At 37.5% G+C, this 19,306-nt stretch carries 20 protein-coding genes; 4 read left to right on the top strand and 16 right to left on the bottom strand.

Features of this window, described 5'->3' with window-relative positions; translation table 11 throughout:
- Positions 1-107: 107 nt before the first annotated feature.
- The 5 genes from J416_RS07715 to J416_RS07695 form a co-directional block, all read right to left on the bottom strand.
- Positions 108-503: a DUF350 domain-containing protein gene (locus tag J416_RS07715; RefSeq protein WP_040513160.1), complete on the bottom strand. Its 396-nt coding sequence runs from the start codon at positions 501-503 to the stop codon at positions 108-110.
- Between the two features lie 37 nt (positions 504-540).
- Complete coding sequence (locus J416_RS07710; protein ID WP_003467988.1) at positions 541-1,203, bottom strand: DUF4247 domain-containing protein; 663 nt, start codon at positions 1,201-1,203, stop codon at positions 541-543.
- Positions 1,204-1,307: 104 nt separating this feature from the next.
- Positions 1,308-1,976 (bottom strand): PspA/IM30 family protein, encoded by a 669-nt coding sequence (locus J416_RS07705; protein ID WP_003467987.1) that lies wholly within the window; start codon positions 1,974-1,976, stop codon positions 1,308-1,310.
- A gap of 19 nt (positions 1,977-1,995) precedes the next feature.
- The gene (locus J416_RS07700) at positions 1,996-2,508 is read right to left on the bottom strand and encodes a DUF4178 domain-containing protein (protein WP_003467985.1); all 513 of its coding nucleotides are present in this window, start codon (positions 2,506-2,508) and stop codon (positions 1,996-1,998) included.
- Between the two features lie 86 nt (positions 2,509-2,594).
- Positions 2,595-3,347 carry an SDR family oxidoreductase gene (locus J416_RS07695; protein ID WP_003467983.1) on the bottom strand — a complete coding sequence of 251 codons (753 nt, stop codon included), beginning with the start codon at positions 3,345-3,347 and terminating at the stop codon, positions 2,595-2,597.
- 259 nt (positions 3,348-3,606) lie between these two features.
- Here J416_RS07695 and J416_RS07690 point away from each other — a divergent pair, with 259 nt between their 5' ends.
- Positions 3,607-4,050: a universal stress protein gene (locus J416_RS07690; protein ID WP_003467981.1), complete on the top strand. Its 444-nt coding sequence runs from the start codon at positions 3,607-3,609 to the stop codon at positions 4,048-4,050.
- A gap of 57 nt (positions 4,051-4,107) precedes the next feature.
- Here the strand turns inward: J416_RS07690 and J416_RS07685 are convergent, their stop codons facing one another.
- The 4 genes from J416_RS07685 to J416_RS07670 all read right to left on the bottom strand — a co-directional run bounded on the left by J416_RS07685 (position 4,108) and on the right by J416_RS07670 (position 7,574).
- Positions 4,108-5,307 carry an acetate kinase gene (locus tag J416_RS07685; RefSeq protein ID WP_003467979.1) on the bottom strand — a complete coding sequence of 400 codons (1,200 nt, stop codon included), beginning with the start codon at positions 5,305-5,307 and terminating at the stop codon, positions 4,108-4,110.
- 124 nt (positions 5,308-5,431) lie between these two features.
- Positions 5,432-6,409 carry a class I SAM-dependent methyltransferase gene (locus tag J416_RS07680; protein WP_003467975.1) on the bottom strand — a complete coding sequence of 326 codons (978 nt, stop codon included), beginning with the start codon at positions 6,407-6,409 and terminating at the stop codon, positions 5,432-5,434.
- A gap of 99 nt (positions 6,410-6,508) precedes the next feature.
- A complete protein-coding gene (gene ytfJ / locus J416_RS07675; protein WP_003467972.1) occupies positions 6,509-7,009 on the bottom strand; it encodes a GerW family sporulation protein in 501 nt (166 codons plus the stop codon).
- A complete protein-coding gene (locus J416_RS07670) occupies positions 6,996-7,574 on the bottom strand; it encodes a hypothetical protein (protein ID WP_003467971.1) in 579 nt (192 codons plus the stop codon). Before J416_RS07670 ends, ytfJ begins: the two co-directional genes overlap by 14 nt.
- A 144-nt stretch (positions 7,575-7,718) precedes the next feature.
- Here J416_RS07670 and J416_RS07665 point away from each other — a divergent pair, with 144 nt between their 5' ends.
- Positions 7,719-8,519 (top strand): NAD kinase, encoded by an 801-nt coding sequence (locus tag J416_RS07665; RefSeq protein ID WP_003467970.1) that lies wholly within the window; start codon positions 7,719-7,721, stop codon positions 8,517-8,519.
- Between the two features lie 144 nt (positions 8,520-8,663).
- Here J416_RS07665 and J416_RS07660 read toward each other — a convergent pair whose 3' ends face one another.
- From J416_RS07660 to ezrA, 6 genes are all read right to left on the bottom strand, one after another.
- A complete protein-coding gene (locus J416_RS07660) occupies positions 8,664-10,253 on the bottom strand; it encodes an amidohydrolase (RefSeq protein WP_003467969.1) in 1,590 nt (529 codons plus the stop codon).
- 123 nt (positions 10,254-10,376) lie between these two features.
- On the bottom strand, positions 10,377-10,586 hold the full coding sequence (locus J416_RS07655) for an alpha/beta-type small acid-soluble spore protein (RefSeq protein ID WP_003467968.1): 210 nt from the start codon (positions 10,584-10,586) through the stop codon (positions 10,377-10,379).
- Between the two features lie 100 nt (positions 10,587-10,686).
- Positions 10,687-11,889, bottom strand: coding sequence for a tRNA uracil 4-sulfurtransferase ThiI (gene thiI, locus J416_RS07650; RefSeq protein WP_003467967.1), 1,203 nt, complete (start codon positions 11,887-11,889; stop codon positions 10,687-10,689).
- A gap of 7 nt (positions 11,890-11,896) precedes the next feature.
- Complete coding sequence (locus tag J416_RS07645; RefSeq protein ID WP_003467966.1) at positions 11,897-13,036, bottom strand: cysteine desulfurase family protein; 1,140 nt, start codon at positions 13,034-13,036, stop codon at positions 11,897-11,899.
- 132 nt (positions 13,037-13,168) lie between these two features.
- Positions 13,169-13,459 carry a hypothetical protein gene (locus J416_RS07640; RefSeq protein WP_003467965.1) on the bottom strand — a complete coding sequence of 97 codons (291 nt, stop codon included), beginning with the start codon at positions 13,457-13,459 and terminating at the stop codon, positions 13,169-13,171.
- 14 nt (positions 13,460-13,473) lie between these two features.
- A complete protein-coding gene (gene ezrA, locus J416_RS07635) occupies positions 13,474-15,177 on the bottom strand; it encodes a septation ring formation regulator EzrA (RefSeq protein ID WP_003467963.1) in 1,704 nt (567 codons plus the stop codon).
- 324 nt (positions 15,178-15,501) lie between these two features.
- Here ezrA and J416_RS07630 point away from each other — a divergent pair, with 324 nt between their 5' ends.
- Positions 15,502-15,981, top strand: a complete 480-nt coding sequence (locus J416_RS07630) for a GAF domain-containing protein (protein WP_003467961.1) — start codon at positions 15,502-15,504, stop codon at positions 15,979-15,981.
- Positions 15,982-16,074: 93 nt separating this feature from the next.
- Here the strand turns inward: J416_RS07630 and J416_RS07625 are convergent, their stop codons facing one another.
- Positions 16,075-16,830, bottom strand: a complete 756-nt coding sequence (locus J416_RS07625) for an alpha/beta hydrolase family protein (protein ID WP_003467959.1) — start codon at positions 16,828-16,830, stop codon at positions 16,075-16,077.
- Between the two features lie 363 nt (positions 16,831-17,193).
- Here J416_RS07625 and rpsD point away from each other — a divergent pair, with 363 nt between their 5' ends.
- The gene (gene rpsD / locus J416_RS07620; protein ID WP_003467957.1) at positions 17,194-17,796 is read left to right on the top strand and encodes a 30S ribosomal protein S4; all 603 of its coding nucleotides are present in this window, start codon (positions 17,194-17,196) and stop codon (positions 17,794-17,796) included.
- Positions 17,797-19,306: the final 1,510 nt, after the last annotated feature.

Genomic DNA, 19,306 nt, shown 5'->3' with positions numbered 1-19,306 from the left:
TGACCGTTTTTTTCATGAATGTAAAGCTAGACTCAAATAATCCCTCTCATAACATCATAAACGAGAAAACCTGACTATTTTAGGCAACAGTCAGGTTTCTAAGGTAATTACGTAATCGATGCACCGATAACAAAGGCCAGTCCTACCGAAACACCAAATGAAATAATTCCTACTGCGAGATTATTTTGTTTCAATTGTTCTTCAACCGAAAATTTACGTGTTGCACCTTCAAACAGTAAATAAGCGATCATTTGTAAAACAACACCATATGCACCCCAAATCAGTGTTTCCCAAACAGCCACACTATGGTAAATAGCAAACGCTAAAATGATACAAATTCCTATAATTTTCCCTGCAATCGAGAGTGCAACTGCTTGATTGCCTTGTTTCACCTCGTTCCAATCTTTATATTGTGCTGTTAACCATTCGAAAATCATAAGTCCAATTAATACAATGACAATAGCTGCTATAAAATATACAAATGTCGAAATATACGGAATCAACGTTTCCAATGTAAAAGACCTCCTTCAATTAAATTTATTATTTTCCTGATCCTGGACCACCACCGCGGAACATTCCCATTCCACGATTGGAAGAAACGCCGCCTTTATTGTATTGCTGTCCTCTTGAGTAACCACCATAACAATCATTGGAATTACAATATGTCCTGCGACTATTGACCCAATTATTCGTTCCTAGCAAGCTGTCAATTAATCGAATTGAAAAGTATGTAGTTAAAAAGTTCGGTGAATAGTTGTTTCGAACAAATCGATCGCTTGCTACTTCAATAAAAGTTACACCTTCTAATTCTTCACTTTCTTTTAGCACAATAAACTTATCGTTGTACACCAAAACCTGCTTTTTATCTTTGTATTCACTGATTTCATCAGGTTGTTTTAATGAAGCGAACAGATCAGCTAATTCCTGAACGTCAAATAAATCGGTTCCGTAAACATTTGCTCTCGTGTCTTCACCTGCGACAGCTTCAACAAATGGCAAATGATTCGAAATTAATACTTCCATATTCGATGTGTCCTCATTCTTCAGTTGTTGTATCAGTCTGTCTTTAGAGACATCAACTTGTACATCTTCTTTTGCTACATTATCCGATTCGTTAAAAATTGATTGAAATTGTTCTGATCCACAACCAGACAATAAAAGGAAACAGAAAATGATCGTTGCAAATAGTAGGGTTCGTTTCACCTTTTTTCACCTCCTCACATATAGTCTCTTGGAAGAAGCTACAATGATCAAAAAGAAAGAAAGAACCTGTAAGTAAGCGGTCCTTTCCTTCCCATATACTCTTTTTACTCTTTGTTCATTTTTTTCTTTAATGCGTCCAATTCATCGTCTACGTCACTTCGCTCAAGTTCTTCAAATTCATCGTCTAATGATTTACTGCTCTCTGACATATCATCACTTGTATCAGCCTCTGCTTCATACTGTAGGACTTTTTCTTCCATTCGCTCAAAGCCTTGTTTTGATTCATCATTACCAATAGAGGACATGGCATGATTCATCTTAGTTCTCGTTTTCGCAGATTCAGCTCTTGCTTTTAACGAATCTTTCTTCAACTGCATTTGCTGATATTCTTTTTTCATTTCATCTAATTTTTTACGCAATTGTTCCGAATCCGCTTTTGCTCGCTCCCAAGATTCTTTTAACGTTTCGGTTTGTGTCTCTTGGTCTTTCTTATCTTCCAACGCACGACGAGCTAGATCTTCATTCCCTGACTCAATGGCTTTTTCAGCTTGACCTTGTCTTTTTTCAACAAGCGCTTGAGCATCATCATACTTACGCTTTAACATTTTTTCATTTGCAATTTGCTTAGCTACCGCTGATTCGACTTCACGAATATCAGATTCCATGTCTCGCATGTACTGGTCTAACATTTTCACCGGGTCTTCTGCTTTATCCAACAGTGAATTTAATTCTGAACCTACAACCGTCTTGACGCGTTTAAAAAACTTAAACATCTTTCATTCCTCCTATATATTAATATGATCCAGCGATAATTTTGATCTCGTATTCCTCAATTGGGTATCCGTAGCTTGCTTCTACGTCTCCACCCCAGTCCTCAAGACTTATCATATGCTCACTTGTCTCATCATTATAATCAGCATACTGCACTTCTTCTCCATTTAAACGTTTACTACGTCCTTCGCCAGTGACATTTGCTATACCAGATTCCTCCTGGTAATACGTGATACCATCATACGTTAACTCTTGCGGGAATTTAGTAGCATCTGGTAATTGGATTTTTTTATAGATACCCAGCTCCAGTTCATCATCCATTTCAGCTGCCAACCATAGGATGTTTTGTTCTGCGCTTAACAACTGATAACTGATCCATTCATAACTACTTTGACGATACGTAATTTTACCCACAACTTCGTAATCTTCTAAATCATACTCAATGATATCACCTACTTGTATACTTAGTATATCACGTTTTTGAACTTCTGGCTTTTCTTCTTTCTTTGAAAATAATTTTGAAAAAAAACCCATTTCGGTGCACCTCACTTTTCACTATGCAGGGTTCCTACCCTTTTATACGACCAATGAACAAAAAAGTTTCAATGTTACTCAAATTTTTATCGATTTTGATGAATGACATCCATTCCACCAGTTATATCCATGACATTTCCGGTTATCATATCTGAATCTTCATGGCACAAAAATAATACGGTACGGGCTATGTCTTCACCGGTACCTGAACGTCCGATTGGTGTCTTTGCGTCTTCGAATTGCCGACTTTCAGATATCGTTGCTTCTTTCATCTCACCAACGATATCTCCTGGACAAACCATATTCGAGGTAATACCGTTCTCGGCTTCTTCATAGGCAATAGTTTTCGTTAATGAAACAAGACCAACTTTGGCTGCGGAAAAAGCTGATCGATTCACCCATCCAGCAGCAGTATTCGCTCCTTGAAAACCATAAGTAACAATTCGGCCAAATTGTTGTTGTCGCATCTCTGGAACGGTTAATGTAAGTAAATGATAAACACTGTCTAAATTCCCACGAACCATTTGGTCCCATTCCTTTTCCGAATGGTCCAGCAACTTTTTTCTTTCAAAAATAAATGGTCCTGCGTTATTAATGAGATAATCTATCGTACCAAAGTGTGTTTTTGCTTGTTGAACGGCATTATGTAAATCATGTTTATTACAGACATCCGCTTGAAGAACCAATAGTTGTTTGTCAGCATATTGCTCTTTAATTTCTTTTGCCCTCTGCTCATCACGAAAATATGTCGTCGTCACTCGATGACCAGCATCTAGGAAAGCTTTTACCACTTGCATTCCTAATCCTTTTGTTCCTGCGCTTATGAAGGCATGCCCCATTACATATCCTCCTTCAATGATATTCACTGATTTCTTATTTATACAAATCGTTTTTTCTATTCCCAGTATGTCTATCTTACATGAAATATCGATTTTTTTCTAATATCAAGGCTTTGTTATAGTACGTTTAAGGAACAATCATTTGTGGAATGAATATAATAAATAGAATCGATTGAGAATGTCGGAAAAGTTCTTTTTGTTTCTATTTTGTAAGCGAATACATGATATAATAAGATGTAAGTTGAAGGGAGAGGGTAAGATGGCATTTGAATATCACCGTATTTTAGTTGCAGTTGACGGATCTGATGCTTCTGAACTAGCGTTTACTAAAGCTGTCGATATCGTAAAACGTAATGACGCAAAAATGTTTTTAGCACATGTTATAGATACGCGAACCATTACAACAGTAGCACCTGAAGTTTACGATCAAACATTAGCCGCTCGCTCTGAAAATTACGCTCAGTCTCTATTAGATGAATATATTGAGAAAGCAAACCATAAAGGCATTTATGATATTACAACACATGTAGAAATTGGTTCACCAAAAATTAAAATTCCAAAAGACTTAGCGAAAAAATTTGAAGCTGATTTAATTATTTGCGGAGCAACCGGTATGAATGCAGTTGAACGCTTTCTCATTGGAAGTGTATCAGAGAACATTACCCGCTATGCAAATTGTGATGTGTTAGTCGTTCGGAGTTAACTTAAATGTAAAAAACCGGGCTATAAACAGTGCCCGGTTTTTTAAGCAAGTTGACTTTTACGCTTCAACGCTTTGGGATAAACGTACCGTATCTCTTGCTAGCATGACTTCTTCGTTCGTTGGAATAATAATCACTTTCACAGGAGAATGTGGATAATTCACAAAACGTTCTTTCCCTCGAACTTCATTTAATTTTGGATCCCAATAAACGCCCATAAATTCTAAACCTTTTAACACGCGTTCACGAATGGCTACACTATTCTCACCTACACCAGCTGTAAAGACAATCGCATCTACACCATGCATTCTAGCTGCGTATGATCCAACATATTTGTGAATCCGCTCAGCAAACACTTGCAAAGCGAGTTCAGCACGCTCATCTCCTTCTTTCGATTTTTCTTCAATATCGCGAAGGTCACTGGAGAAACCAGATAAAGCAAGCATACCGCTTTTCTTATTAAGGATATTCATAACTTCTTGTGCAGATTGACCAGTTTTATCCATAATATATGGAATTAATGCAGGGTCAATATTACCAGAACGCGTACCCATCGTCACACCAGCTAATGGAGTAAAGCCCATGGATGTATCGATCGATTTTCCATTCTCAATGGCTGCAATACTCGCTCCGTTTCCTAAGTGACAAGAAAGTAATCGCAATTGATCTTGCGGAACACCCATTAACTCAGATGCACGCTGTGATACATATTTATGTGATGTGCCATGAAATCCGTATTTACGGATACCATATTTCTCATAATATTCATAAGGTAAGCTGTATAAATAAGCTTGTTCAGGCATTGTCTGGTGAAAGGCTGTATCAAACACAGCTACTGATGGAACATTTGGCAAAATTTCACGAAACGCTCGAATACCTGTTAAGTTTGCTGGATTGTGTAATGGTGCCAATTCAGATACTTCTTCAATCTGTTGTATGACCTCTTCAGTAATTAGGACAGAATCACTAAATTTCTCTCCACCGTGAACCACACGATGACCGATTCCATCAATTTCATCGAGTGAATCAATCACACCAACAGATGTCAATTTATCTAACAGGAGTTTAACAGCCTGTTCATGATCAGGAATATCTTGCTGCCATTCTTGTTCATTATCATTATATTCTAATGTAAAAACAGAATCACTAATCCCAATTCGTTCAATTAACCCTTTGGCTTTGACTGTCTCAGCAGGCATTTGAATTAGCTGAAACTTTAACGAAGAACTTCCTGCATTAATCGCTAAAATGTTTTGCAATAGTTTCAATCCCTTCATTTCCTCGTTTCTTTTCATCCTAATTCCATTTAAACACCGTCAGAATAAGTTTGCAACAGGGATAAGCAAATGGTACCGTTTCCTTGCAAAAATTCTAATTTTCAAACTATTCTGTCATGTACTCATGAAACCACTGATCAATTTGTGCTAGTACTTTTTGCGTAGCCTGTACTTCCTTAAATGAAGGAAGTTGTGCCATTAATGTTTGTTTCGGTGCTTTTGTTTGATCTCCTTGCTTTTGAACGATAAAAATACTTTTCGCTTGTTTCTCAGATGTAAACAATGATAAAGGCAATTGCAAAAAGGATAAAATATGAGCATGTTTGGTAATATATCGTTTCAATTGGTCACTTTGATCACTAGTGAATAGGAAATTAGGTACTAAAAAGATCGCATAACCGCCGGGTTTCGTATACGTTAAGCTTTGTTCAATAAATAAATGATGGGCATAGGAATGTCCTTCAGGTGCTTGCAATTCATACTGACGAGCCTGCTGATCATTCGGATAATAGCCTACTGGTAGATCACTTACAACAACGTCAACTGGATCCAATAGAAAAGGGGTTAGGCTATCTTGATGAAACAATTCAATCGGTGTCTGTTGCAAATTCGCACTCTCGACAGCCAAACGAATTAACGTCTGATCCACTTCACTGCCATATGCAGTTACATCTGCTTGTAATTGATGCATCGTAGCAGTTAATAAGTTTCCTGTACCTATTGCTGGATCAAATAATGTAAGTTGCTTTTGCTTGCTTGTTAATTTTTCAATAAAATACCCAATAAACATTGCAACAGAATCGGGTGTGATCATATGTTGATGTTGCGTGCTTCCTTTCATGGCTTTCAAAATGGCTAATTGAATAATTTTTCGTACATCTTCATTTTCCATGTTCTCTTGATCAAATACGTTCGCTAAGTCTTCCAACTTGCTTTGGCTACCTTGAGGTACTTGAGATAAATCTTCGCTATTATTTAAATATTGTAAAACAAGTATCAAACTATCTAAGTACGTTTCTTCTAACTCATTTTGTAATTGCTCAGTCGTTTGATCCACTTGATGAAATACATGTTCTACATCCAATATATGTCCCTCCATCTAAACTACTCTCTGTCCATTATGAAGATATATAAACAAGAAGTCTACTGTCAAGCTTTTTAAAATAGATAGAGGGACTAGATGTTATTGATTCCTTTCGCCACTTTGTTCCTTTTGACCGTTTCGTTGTTTTAACATTTCCATCGCTTGATCAACCAATTGTGGTCCTTTGTCCAATAATTTCTCATAAACACGGGTATGTTCATCTAATGTTTTTATTTCGACACCATCTTTATTGGCGATTAAGAAAGCTCTTGGTGTAATCGAAACACCACCACCGCTACCTCCACCAAATGGGATCATTGTCTCTTGATTTGAATCCGATGACTGTGACTGATCGGATTGACCGACAAACTCGCTACCACCTGCAGCAAAACCAAATTTCACCTTTGACAACGGAATAATCATACTACCATCTGGTGCTTCTAACGGATTGCCAATCACAGTATCGACATCAATCATTTTCTTCAGATTTTCCATGGTTAATTGCATAAACCCTTCCATTGGATGCATATCACTATTTTGATTCGATTGGTTGCTTTCTTGATTCGTATCTTGATTATTATCATTACTATTTCTCATCATGTTTCATCGCTCCTTTCATTTCTTTCAACATCATTCTTTTTTGGCGTTTCCACTTTTTAATGACGATCATAGTGTTACTCAATTTTAGTGATATCATGCATATTCCTTCGGATTGGTAGACCTCATGCTCAAAATCAGCTGCTAATAAAAGTAAGGGTTGCTTATGTTCTTCGAAAACCTTTGATAAGAATTGATGCTTAATGACCTCGAACAACGACTGTAATATACCATATATGATAGAAGTCGTATCAGGTTCACCTGTCCCAATCACTGCCTCTGCTTCAAATTGTTCAAAACGAACACGTTCTATACCGATTTGTTTTATGTATTGAAATAATTGGAGACGTTGCTTTATAGTAAGTGAGGACGAAGGATGATTGTCGTCGAGAAATTGATCCATGTCATATGTGTTTCGCCACACTCTAAGGCCCAACATATATACTTTGATATAGATCACGCGTTTTTCATCTGTTATTTCCCATTCCAAACGCACATAAATACGAATCAATGGTAAAGCAACGCATAAAATAACAATAAGTATAAGAACAATCGCTAGTAAAAGCACTCTTTCACCTCCATAGCCTTATTGTTGACTTTCCTCACATACATTAATCATCATCTTTCCATACCAAACGGAATACTTATCAATAGGAAGAGAAAATAAACCATGATATGATAAAAGTAACTCATCGTTGTAGGAGGCTAAGGAATGGAGCAACGGACGAACATTTATTTTTACTACAAAGGAAATGATAAGATTGAAAAGCAACTTGAGCCATTAGTTCAACGTTTAGAAGAGAATCTTTTTGAAATGGTAGAAGACCCTGATGACGCCAATATTGTCGTTAGTATAGGCGGAGATGGTGAATTCCTACAAGCTGTTCGCCACACTGGTTTCCGTCAAGACTGTTTGTATGTCGGCATTGCGCGTGCGAATGAATCCGCTCTATATTGTGATTTCCATTTGGACAATTATGAACAAGTAGTAGCAGCAATGAATGGCGAAGCATTGGAGGTTCGTCGTTTTCCAGTCATTGATGTCACGATAAATGGTGAAGCAACGTTTCAATGTTTAAACGAAGCTGCCATTCGCTCAGCTGTAATTAAGACAATCGTTATGGATGTACATATAGACGGAAAACAGTTTGAACGTTTTCGTGGAGATGGGCTCATCGTTTCCACTCCGACGGGTAGTACAGGATATAATAAATCAACTCTCGGAGCTGTTGTTGATCCGAAACTACCGTGCTTTCAAGTATCTGAGCTCGCTTCTTTAAATAATAATCAATATCGTACATTAGGCTCTTCGTTTATTCTCGATCAAGAGCGTACATTAGAACTTGAAGTGATACAGGATGGAAATGACTATCCAATTATTGGTTTAGATAATGAGGCATATTCGATTCGAAACATTCAGAATGTCAATATTCAATTAAGCGAAAAACGAATTAAGACCGTTAAGTTAAAAGATAATACGTTTTGGGATCGTGTCCAGCGAACCTTTTTATAATTTGTGACGGGACAAAAAGAAGATATGAAAAAGTGTGACACCTAGGGAAAGCGAGTGAACACAGACCTTGTGTGCACTGTTTCCTAGGTGTCTTCATATTTAAACCGACTTTTTTTGTAGCTTAATCGAATATCCCTTAAAGTCTTATCGATTGTCATACATAACTTCTTCATTGACGACTGTCATTTTGTTCTGTACTTTGTCAATATCATCTGGCGAAACATGATATAAGTCTTGTTCAACCACCGTAAAATCTGCAACAAATCCTGGTCTAATCATTCCACGATCATGTGCATGGTTAATGACATTTGCACTCCCTTTCGTGTACAAGGCAATTGCATCGTAAACTGACAACTGTTCCGAACGATTATATATTTGTTGATCAATGGACGATTGTCGAGTGACAGCCGCCTTAATCCCTGATAACGGATGAACATCTTCAATGGGCGCATCCGAACCTGCTGCACAGGCAATTCCTCTATTTAGATATGTTTTCCAAGGATATGACGCATAGGTTCTCTCTTCCCCCAAACGCTCCATCACCCATGGAAAATCTGAAGCTACAAAAGATGGTTGAATGTCCAAAACAACATCTATTTCTTCTAACAATTGCAATACGTCTTCGTTCATCACTTGCGCGTGAATGATACGATCTTTTCGCCCATTTTTCAGCGGATATTTCTTTAATAAGGTAGCTACCGTTTTTACAGCTTCATCACCAATGGCATGAACAGCTACTGGATGTTGATATAAACGTGCATGTTGAATCAGTTCTTCAAGGTCTTCGACAGAATGGATATGAATCCCTTTATTCTTTGGGTCATCGGCATACGACGTCGATAACCAAGCCGTACGCCCACCTAATGCACCATCAGCAAAAATTTTCATCGCACCTAACGTTGTATATTCACCGCCATCACCGTAATGTAATCGATTGGTGAGCATGTCATCAAACACTTGGTGATGGACAAGAAGATGCGATCGAAAACGATATTCGCGTGGAATCACTTGTTGAAAAGCATGCAACGTTTTTAAAAAACCGCCGTAATAAAATAAATCTTCCGTATGCCCTCCAACCAATCCTTTGCTTAATAGATCATGTACAGCCATGCGAATGGTCTTTTCTAGTTGTTGTTGTGAGATAGTTGGCATCACATTGAATACATCGTCCTGTGCACTGTCTAATAAATAACCAGTCGGTTCTTGATTCGTATCTCGAACAATTTTCCCGCCAAATGGATCTGCTGTATCTTGCGTGATTCCAGCGATTTCTAATGCTTTTGAATTAGCAATAATAGCATGTCTACACACCCGCTTTAATACAACGGGTTGTTGTGGACAAATTTGATCAAGATCTTCTCTTGTTAGTAACGAAGGGGTGTCCCACTGATTTTCATTCCAACCTTCGCCAATTAACCACTCATCGTTTGTCATAACACTCGCTTTTTCCTTCACTGCTTGAAGCACTTGTTGAGCAGATTGCATAGAAGAAAGGTCTAGTTGCATGATTTTTTCTCCGTGCCCGACGATATGTAAATGACTATCAACAAAACCTGGATACATGACAGAACCTTGAATATCTTGGTATTCGGTAATATCTGCTGCGTATCGGTGCTTCAGTTCCGTAAAATTTCCTGTATCTATAATGATTCCTTGATCGGTATAGACTGCTTCTACGCTCGACTGTTCATTCTCCATTGTATAAATCGTTCCACCAAACCATAACTTACCCATTTTTATCACCTTTTCATCTCTTCATGCTCGTACGTTTTTATTGTTCTCTACGATAGCAAAAGTCAGATCAAAAGAAAAGGGTAGTGCGCTTTTGCACTACCCTTCTTTATCTACACATAGTAATTATTGTTGTTGTGATTGTCCACCCATTTGTTGTTCGGCCATTTGGACAAGACGCTTCGTAATCTCACCACCAACTGAACCATTCGCACGAGATGTCGTATCAGCACCTAGTGATACGCCAAATTCTTGTGCAATTTCAGTTTTCATTTGATCAAGTGCCTGGTCTACTCCAGGTACGACTAATTGATTGGAACTGTTGCTGTTTGCCATGATGTTTTTCACCTCCTCTTTGTACTAGTAGGATGTACGCGAGAGAGGTGGATCATGCATGATATATCATGGTATATGTTGGTGTGATAACCAATTGAGGCTACAATAAATCATCAATAGCTTCTTCAGCATCTGACTTTTCCATCACTTCAATGATTTCCGTTGCATCAACCGTATCTTGAATATCTTGTTCAATATCTAATTGGTTCTCAAATTCCTCTACTTTCTCCAACCTTGGTTTCGTTTTTGGAGACGTTGGGACAAATACGGTACAACAATCTTCAAAAGGTCGTATGGACACTTCATACATTCCAATTTGTTTGGATAGACGAATGATTTCTTCTTTATCCATTGTGACAAGCGGTTGTATCACTGGGTAATTGGTTACCGCATGAATCGCATGCATACTTTCCATCGTTTGACTTGCTACTTGTCCTAAACTCTCTCCCGTAACAATCGAAAGAATATTTTGTCTTTCAGCGATCGCTTCACTGATACGCATCATCATTCGTCGCATCACAGTCATCGAATAACCATGTGGGATTTCACGATGAATTTTTTGTTGTAGATTCGTAAACGGAACAACATGAACCTTCATTCGATAACCGTAGTATGAAAGTTTCTCCGCTAAGTCCAAGACTTTTTCTTTGGCTCTTTCACTCGTATATGGCGGTGAATGAAAATGAATCGCTTCTAACTCCACTCCGCGTTTCATCGTTAAATAGCCTGCCACAGGACTATCGATACCGCCAGACAACATCAATAATGATTTACCCGATGAACCGACCGGCAATCCAGCAGCGCCCGGTATTTTTTTCGATGTGATATATGTTGCGTCCATACGAATATCAACTAATATTTCTAAATCAGGTTGGTGTACATCAACCGATAATGATTGGCTGTTTTTTAACAAATAGCTCCCAAGCACATGATTAAATTCTTGTGAGCGTATGGGAAATTGTTTATTTGACCGCTTCGTCGTCACTTTAAATGTTTGAATATTTGGTTGATCTTGAACAAGAGCTAAGGCGTGTTCTTTAATTTCTTGTTCATCATTTTCTACCCGTAAGGCAACACTCATATTTTGGATGCCAAAGATTTGCTGACAACGTTCAATAATCGGTTCTGGATCTTCACCATGTAAGGAGATATACATAATATCTCTTCTTTTCACTACTTCAATAGCTGGATAGTTGTGTAGTGCTTGACGTACATTATCATGTAACTTTGCAATAAATTCCTTGCGATTTTTTCCTTTTAACGTTAATTCACCATAACGAATCAAAATATGATCATATTGCATGTTTTATCTACCTCATTACTTTACTTAATTTATCATATGCTTCTGCTAATTTCACTAAAAAATAGTCAATATCCGCTTCGGTTGTTTCATAGGACATACTAATACGCAATCCGGATTCGGTAATCTTGCGACGGTGACCACATGCAGCTAGCACAGCACTTTCATCGGCGCTTTTAGAAGAACAAGCAGATTTAGTTGAAATATAAATATCATCTTCCTCTAAGGCATGAATCATGACTTCAGGTTTGATCCCTGGCAACGAGAAGTTCACAATATGTGGTGCTGCAGGAGATGGCGTATTCACCACGACTTGATCCATCGTCTGTAGCTTTTGGATGATACGCCCTTTCAATGCTTCAAGCCGTTGTTTATTTTGCTCCATTTGTTCATGTATCAGTCGCATCGCTTTCACCAAGGCTACATTGGCCGGAACATTTTCTGTTCCTGAACGAATGCTCTGTTCTTGACCACCTCCATGCGAGAGTGGAAACAGCGTCACACCCTTGCGTTTATACATAATCCCAGTTCCTTTTAAGCCGTGAATTTTATGGCCCGAAATAGTACACAGGTCAATAGCCAACTGATTCAGTGGTAAATGAACTTTTCCAAACCCTTGTACATGGTCTACATGTAAAAACGCTTTGGGATACGCAGAAACAATAGAAGCAATCTCTTCTATAGGCTGTATGGTGCCTATTTCATTATTGACATGCATAACAGAAACAAGGATCGTCTCTTGTGATAATGCCTGCTTCAGCTGGTCAATATTAATTGTACCGTTCTTATCAACTTGGATGTATGTTACGGAAAAACCAAGCTCTTCCAAACTGCGGAACGCTTCCAATACTGATGGATGTTCTATCGTTGTTGTGATCAAGTGTTTCCCGCGTGTTTGATGTTGCAGGGCAATTCCTTTAATGGCGAGATTATTCCCTTCTGTTCCTCCTGATGTAAAGAAAACTTCCTCATCCTTCACTTGTAATAGACTAGCTGCTTGGTGACGTGCTTTACGGAGCAGACGTTCTGTATCCATTCCTAAACGATGGACAGAAGATGGGTTTCCAAAGAATGTCGTCGCCGCTTGGTAAAAGCTATCCATTACTTCTGGATGAGGCTTAGTTGTAGCGCTGTTATCTAAATAAATCATGTTCATCCCTCTCATTGTCGATCTCTTTCTTTCCATTGATATGATTCACATTTCTCACTATAATCATGTAAATCAAGAAACCACATAGAAAAGATATTCCAAAAAGAAAAAGGAATATCTTTCTTCGTACATTTATTGAATTTCTAATTCTTTTAACACCGTATCGATGGAAATGGCTTCACCAGTTGTATAGGCTTTCGCTACTTGTTCGATGTTACTTGAGTCTGACGTTTCCTCAACCTTTGTTTCTGTTCGTTCGTCAGGTTGATCAAATGATTTCGATTCAAGTTCAATCGTTGCGGCCTGATGCGAACGACTTAAAAGTATATCTTGATTCATTTGCGTGAAATATAACCACGCAACGATCCCCCATATCAAAACCGCCAACGCACTAAGTGAGGAAAGAACCCATTTCATTCTCATTGATGTACCCACCTTTAATGTACCATTTGTTGATATTCCTCTTCAAGTTGTTCAATCTTCGTAATGGCTCTGGGATCTACATTTTCTAACGCCTTAGTTGCTACTTCTAATGCCTGTTCATATTGGTAATTGCGAAATAATTGTTCAGCTTCGGATAACTGTGATGACAGAACCGGATAACTGCGACGGTATCGATTTCCGTACTGAATCAATCGTTCAACAAGACGTGCTTGTTCTAACAACAAATTCGTTTGTTCCACAAAATTAGTTACCGACTTTTCTGCATCAGTTAAAGCATGCTGTACCTTTCCCATATCTAGTGGTTGTTGCTGAAACAATGCTAAGACATGCTCACACTTATCGGTCGCTTCATCTAAAGCATTAACAACTGCTGATGGAACACCTGGTATATTACTTTTCTCTAATTTTTTATTCGTTTGGAGCAAATCATGTTTTAACCTTTTGATTTTTTCTTTTGCTTCAATTTCATCTTTTCGAATATCTCGAATCTGTTCTTGGAATTCAGCATGTGATGATTCCAAGTTCTCTAATTCCTCCGATAATTGGTCAAGGCGATCCTTTACATCGAGATGACTTTGATCTCCTTGTTCATATTCAAACAGAAGTTGTTCATATTGTTTGTTGAGTTTTTCAAGCCATTTTTCTAAACTTAAAAACAATTGAAGTTCCGTTTCTTCTAAATAATACGACTGCTGCAATTCGTCCATTTCTTGCTTTGTGGCTTCTAAATTCTCATTAATCGATGTTAATTGTTGACGGGTAAGTGGCATTTGACTTTCCACAATAGATTTTGATTTAGCTTCTTTTTCTAACAACTGATACATTTCTGTTAATCGGTCTTCCATTTCGGTAAAAGTATCAGCAATATTTTCAATTTCGCCACTTTCCAACTGCTGAAGACTATTTTTCAACAGCTGCTCATATTGTTTCAATTCTTTTTCAAAACCAAATTGTTCGACACGATAGCCATCCTCTTTCATCTCTTCCATTCCATTGAGCAATTCGTTCATTTGCTCCGGTAAATCTTGTTTACATTTCTTATACATTTCCGGAAATTGCATCATTCGCTCTTCAATGTCGATAAGTGTGTCTTTCATAGCTTCGGTCTGTTGTTGGGCCTCCAGATAATTCCCTTCTTCCATGAGCGTTTCCGATTCTTGTAATCGTTTATCGACTTTTAATAACTCAGATTCAAAAGTACCTTCAGCTTTACCATAAAATGTTCGGTTATGTAATAAATACGTTTTGAGTTCTTTAAGCTTCGGATGTAATTCCTCTAATTCATCACGTGCATAACGCTCAGAATCTAACAAATGATCCAATTCATTATACATTTGATTTATGTTATCCTCAATGGATGCAAGCGTTGTTTCTACAGTCTGAATTTGTTTTTTAGCCAGTTTAAAACGAAACTTATCTGCTGCTTCTTCTGCATCGAGTAAAAATTCCTCCATATCTGGAAGATCACGTGTAAGAATCAAGTCCCAATTCTCTTTCCAAGCTTCAAACTTTTCTTGCGTTTCTCCTGATAAGTTCAAGTTTTTTACTTTTGATAATTCAGATGTCACATTACGATTCATAATATCCATTTTCCAATTTTCTAGTCGATCCACGTTATCATATACCCTTTTTCGCAAAATAAATCCCACGATAAATAAAGCGATGATAACAAGAAGTCCTCCGATCACAAATTCCATCTTCAACATATCCTCCTTATCGACTATCGTTTTCCCATCTATTGTCAACGAATGTTATATCGACAAATTACTCATTATTTTTTCATTTACATACAAAAAATTCTATCATTTATTTGTTATGATACCATGTTCTTCGGTATTTTTGCTAAATTTTTAAGATTTTCTTGTATATTTTTTTATTTTTCACTTATTTTCGATCCATGAAATCCTTTATTTGTCACGTTGAAAGGGAATGTTGTATGATATATAAATACTGAAAGAATCATGCTAACTTGCTCGAGAATGTTTGTTTTTGAGCAGTTTATTATCATTGGAGGAGATACCATGTTTGAAGCTATTTCATATCATCAAGAAAAAGAAAAATCGTATCCTACTGTTATCAAACAATTAGAAGCTTTAATCGAGGAGGAGCCTGACCAACTAGCAAATCTATCCAACGCAGCTGCTTTATTAAATCAGTTCTTAGATAATGTAAATTGGGTAGGATTTTACTTATGGAAAGAAGATCAATTGGTACTTGGACCATTTCAAGGACTACCAGCATGCGTACGAATCAAAAGTGGAAATGGTGTTTGTGGCACAGCCGTTAGTGAATGCCAAACCCAATTAGTTGCTGATGTCAATCAATTTCCAGGGCATATTGCATGTGATGCCGCTAGTCAATCAGAAATTGTTGTACCGATGATGAAAGATGACAAGGTATTTGGTGTACTCGATATCGATAGTCCGAGCAAAAACAATTTTGACAAGACAGATCAGCACTATCTTGAACAATTTGTTCACGTGCTAGAAAAATATATCTAAACGCTTGCAGCTCTGAAAAGTAAAGATTAAAAAATAACCACTTCACAAGTTTTGGGGGGGTGGTTATTTTTTCACCTAAAACATATGAACATTTCACTTATTTGCTTTTACAAACTCATATGTCATCTCAGCAACTCTTTTATTACCAGCTTCTGAAAAACCGTGACCTTCTCCTTGGAATACTTCGATGCTAGCATGAGGATATGACATCTCTGCCTTCTTCCCATATTCAAGGGGCACCACTTCGTCCTGATCTCCATGAAAAATAAGAACATTTTTATTGAATGTACCAATATGGTCGAATACATTATATTCATGAATGGATTCAAAGAATTTTCTTCCCAAACGCACTCCCCATAATTCATATGTGTCAGGGATACTAACAAGTGTGGGGAACCGTTTATTCCAGTCATCTGCAATCCCTAGCGCCGGAAATAGCAATAAGAGTCCTTTAATATCTGCTACATATTCATCGGCAACTAATGCTGACACTAATCCGCCCATACTTTCGCCAAATAAAAAGATACGCTCAGAATCAACATTGTTCCATTTTTTTATCGTTTCAATAACAGCACAGAGATCTTCTTTTTCTGTAAAAATCGTCATTTCATCCGTCATAAGGTCACTCTTTGTATGTACGGAGCCACCACAAAAGTCAAAGCAAAATCCTCCGATGCCATTTTTCGCTAAATAGTCACTATTCATCGTAAAATCAGCATTTGTACCATTAAAACCGTGGCTGAAGATGACGACAGGACATTTTTCTTTACTATCAGGCATATAAGAGACACCATGAATATCCCTCCCGCGATGTGTAATCTTCACCACTTCTTTTTGATAACTGTTCATTTCTAAACCCCTCCCATTTCTTAATAGCGACACTGCTTATAACATCTGTACCACCAAAACTAGACTTGTTATTATTTTACCATATTGAAGGATAGACACTTCAAAGAAGAGCAGATAAAAACGTTTTTTATTTACCATGAAGGTTGACTTATCTTCCTTAACATTCTATAATGGTCTTTGTGTAAAAAAGGTAGCCTCTGTGGACCAACGGTAGTCCATTTTGTTCCTCATCTTCACAGAAGTGAGGTGCATTGCGTAACCCTCTGCTACTAGGGCGAAGGTGCATGAAAACAAAATGGCTGGCGATACGGGGACACACTGTCTTATTTTATGCAAAACTTTATATAAAGGAGAAGATGTAGTATGGCTCGTTATAGAGGACCCATTTGGAAAAAGTCCCGTCGTCTTGGCATCTCCTTAACAGGTACGGGCAAAGAGCTAGATAAGCGCCCATATGCACCAGGACAACATGGACCAAACCAACGCCGTAAGTTATCAGAATACGGTTTGCAATTGCAAGAAAAACAAAAACTTCGTTATATGTACGGACTGACTGAACGTCAATTCCGTAGTCTTTTCGAACGTGCTTCTAAGATGAAAGGTGTTCATGGTGAGAACTTCATGATCCTACTAGAATCTCGTTTGGATAACGTTGTCTATCGTTTAGGTCTTGCACGTACTCGTAGACAAGCACGTCAACTTGTCAACCATGGTCACATTACAGTAGATGGTGGTCGCGTTGACATTCCATCTTATCAAGTAAGACCAAACCAGGTAATTGGTGTTCGCGAAAAATCCCAAAACCTTGATATTGTCAAGGAAGCGGTAGAAGTGAACTCTTTCGTACCTGAATACCTTACATTTGATGAAGATAAATTAGAAGGTACGTACTCTCGCTTTCCAGAGCGTGCTGAACTACCAGCAGAAATCAACGAACCATTAATCGTTGAGTACTACTCTCGTTAATATTAGCATTAAGCATTTTAATGCAAATAAAACCCTTGGAATGTTGTTAAATCAACGTTTTGAGGGTTTTTTCATTTTTATTTATTTTGCAAAAAAATGCAGGATAATGCAAAAATTCGGGGATTCTGGGCCCAAATTGGGGCCAAAAAAATAATAGCATGGGTGAAGGAATGGAAGGAAGGAAAAACAAATACTATTTGAGATTACGGCCATAAAAAAGTACCACTGCCGGCATTTTTCTTATCGATAATTGCCACTTGTTACACCGCATTTACCAATAGGTTATTATTTAAAATAACGGAAGGACTAAAAGTCTAATCTTCTCTTACTTTATTAGGCCTTCGTTTTTCAACTATCGTTACCCGTTACTTGAACAAACTCTAAGTGTTCTTTTTAAAGATACGCTTTAAATCCAAAAAAGTAATCACTCCACAAATTATCACACCTGCTAATAATAACGTTGTAATAAACCAATTTTATCTAAAAGTGTCAACAACACCTATTGCAACAGCTAATGTACTTTGCTCTCCATTTTCAAGTTTAGAAAAGCTTTTTCTATCCTCCCCCTTTTAGGCAAAAGAAACAAGCGTTCCTGCGTGTTGCATAAACGCTCATCTTTACTTTTAGTACATTTTTTCACATAGTTATATACAAATAGATGTCGTTAATTACGTAGTATATTTGTATTGCGCAGGTAATTCAAACTCTTCGGTATAGCTTACCGTTGGTCCTATACGGGTTCTATCTACATATTTACCTTTTAAGTTCTCATACTCTATTCCTGCTTTAAGCACAAATTCTTTAAAGCCAGCTAATAATTTGTTGCTTTCCCGCTTCAGGGTTCATCGAAAATGTTGAAATAATGATGGCAAAATGAAATAGGAATGGTAACCTGTAACTCTGTGTTGTATTTTGGAATAGGATTAACTACATTTTCCTTAATGAAAAAATATTCTCTGTTAAAAAAATCACTAATGTATGTTAAAACTATTAATTAAGGAGGTTAGAAGAATGTGTCACCTAATAAGACTAATTCGTTTAAAAAGCTGAAATTTGGGAAGTGAGATTTGAGGAATACAGTTTTCCATGTTACATTTCGTTAATTGATGAACAGAGAAGAGCAACAATGGATGATAACTCATATGCTACGGAGGATGAGTTGTCTCAGAGAAGTAATTTAATTACCATCAATGTATTTTCTGATCGTAATATAAAATCCATATTAAATGAAGATGATTTTGAAGAATTCATAAGTAATATCGACTCTTTGGTTGAATTGCCGTATTGCGAGATATTATAAAAAAGAAAAACCCTCACTTAAGGTCTTTTTCGCCCAAAAGCTGCTTTAATTGATCATTCTCATTAGATAGCCTTCGTATCAAGGTCAGGTGCAGACGTGATATCCGTGTCACCAAATTTGCCGTCTTTGTACTCACGAACCCAGCGCCCAACCATATTGGCATTTAATTCATAACGGCGTGCAACCACGGATGGCTTTCCTGTTTCCATG

This window comes from Gracilibacillus halophilus YIM-C55.5 (assembly GCF_000359605.1).
In the GTDB taxonomy this organism is placed as follows: Bacteria; Bacillota; Bacilli; order Bacillales; family Amphibacillaceae; genus Gracilibacillus; species Gracilibacillus halophilus.
This window is presented reverse-complemented; position numbering and strand designations above follow the sequence as displayed.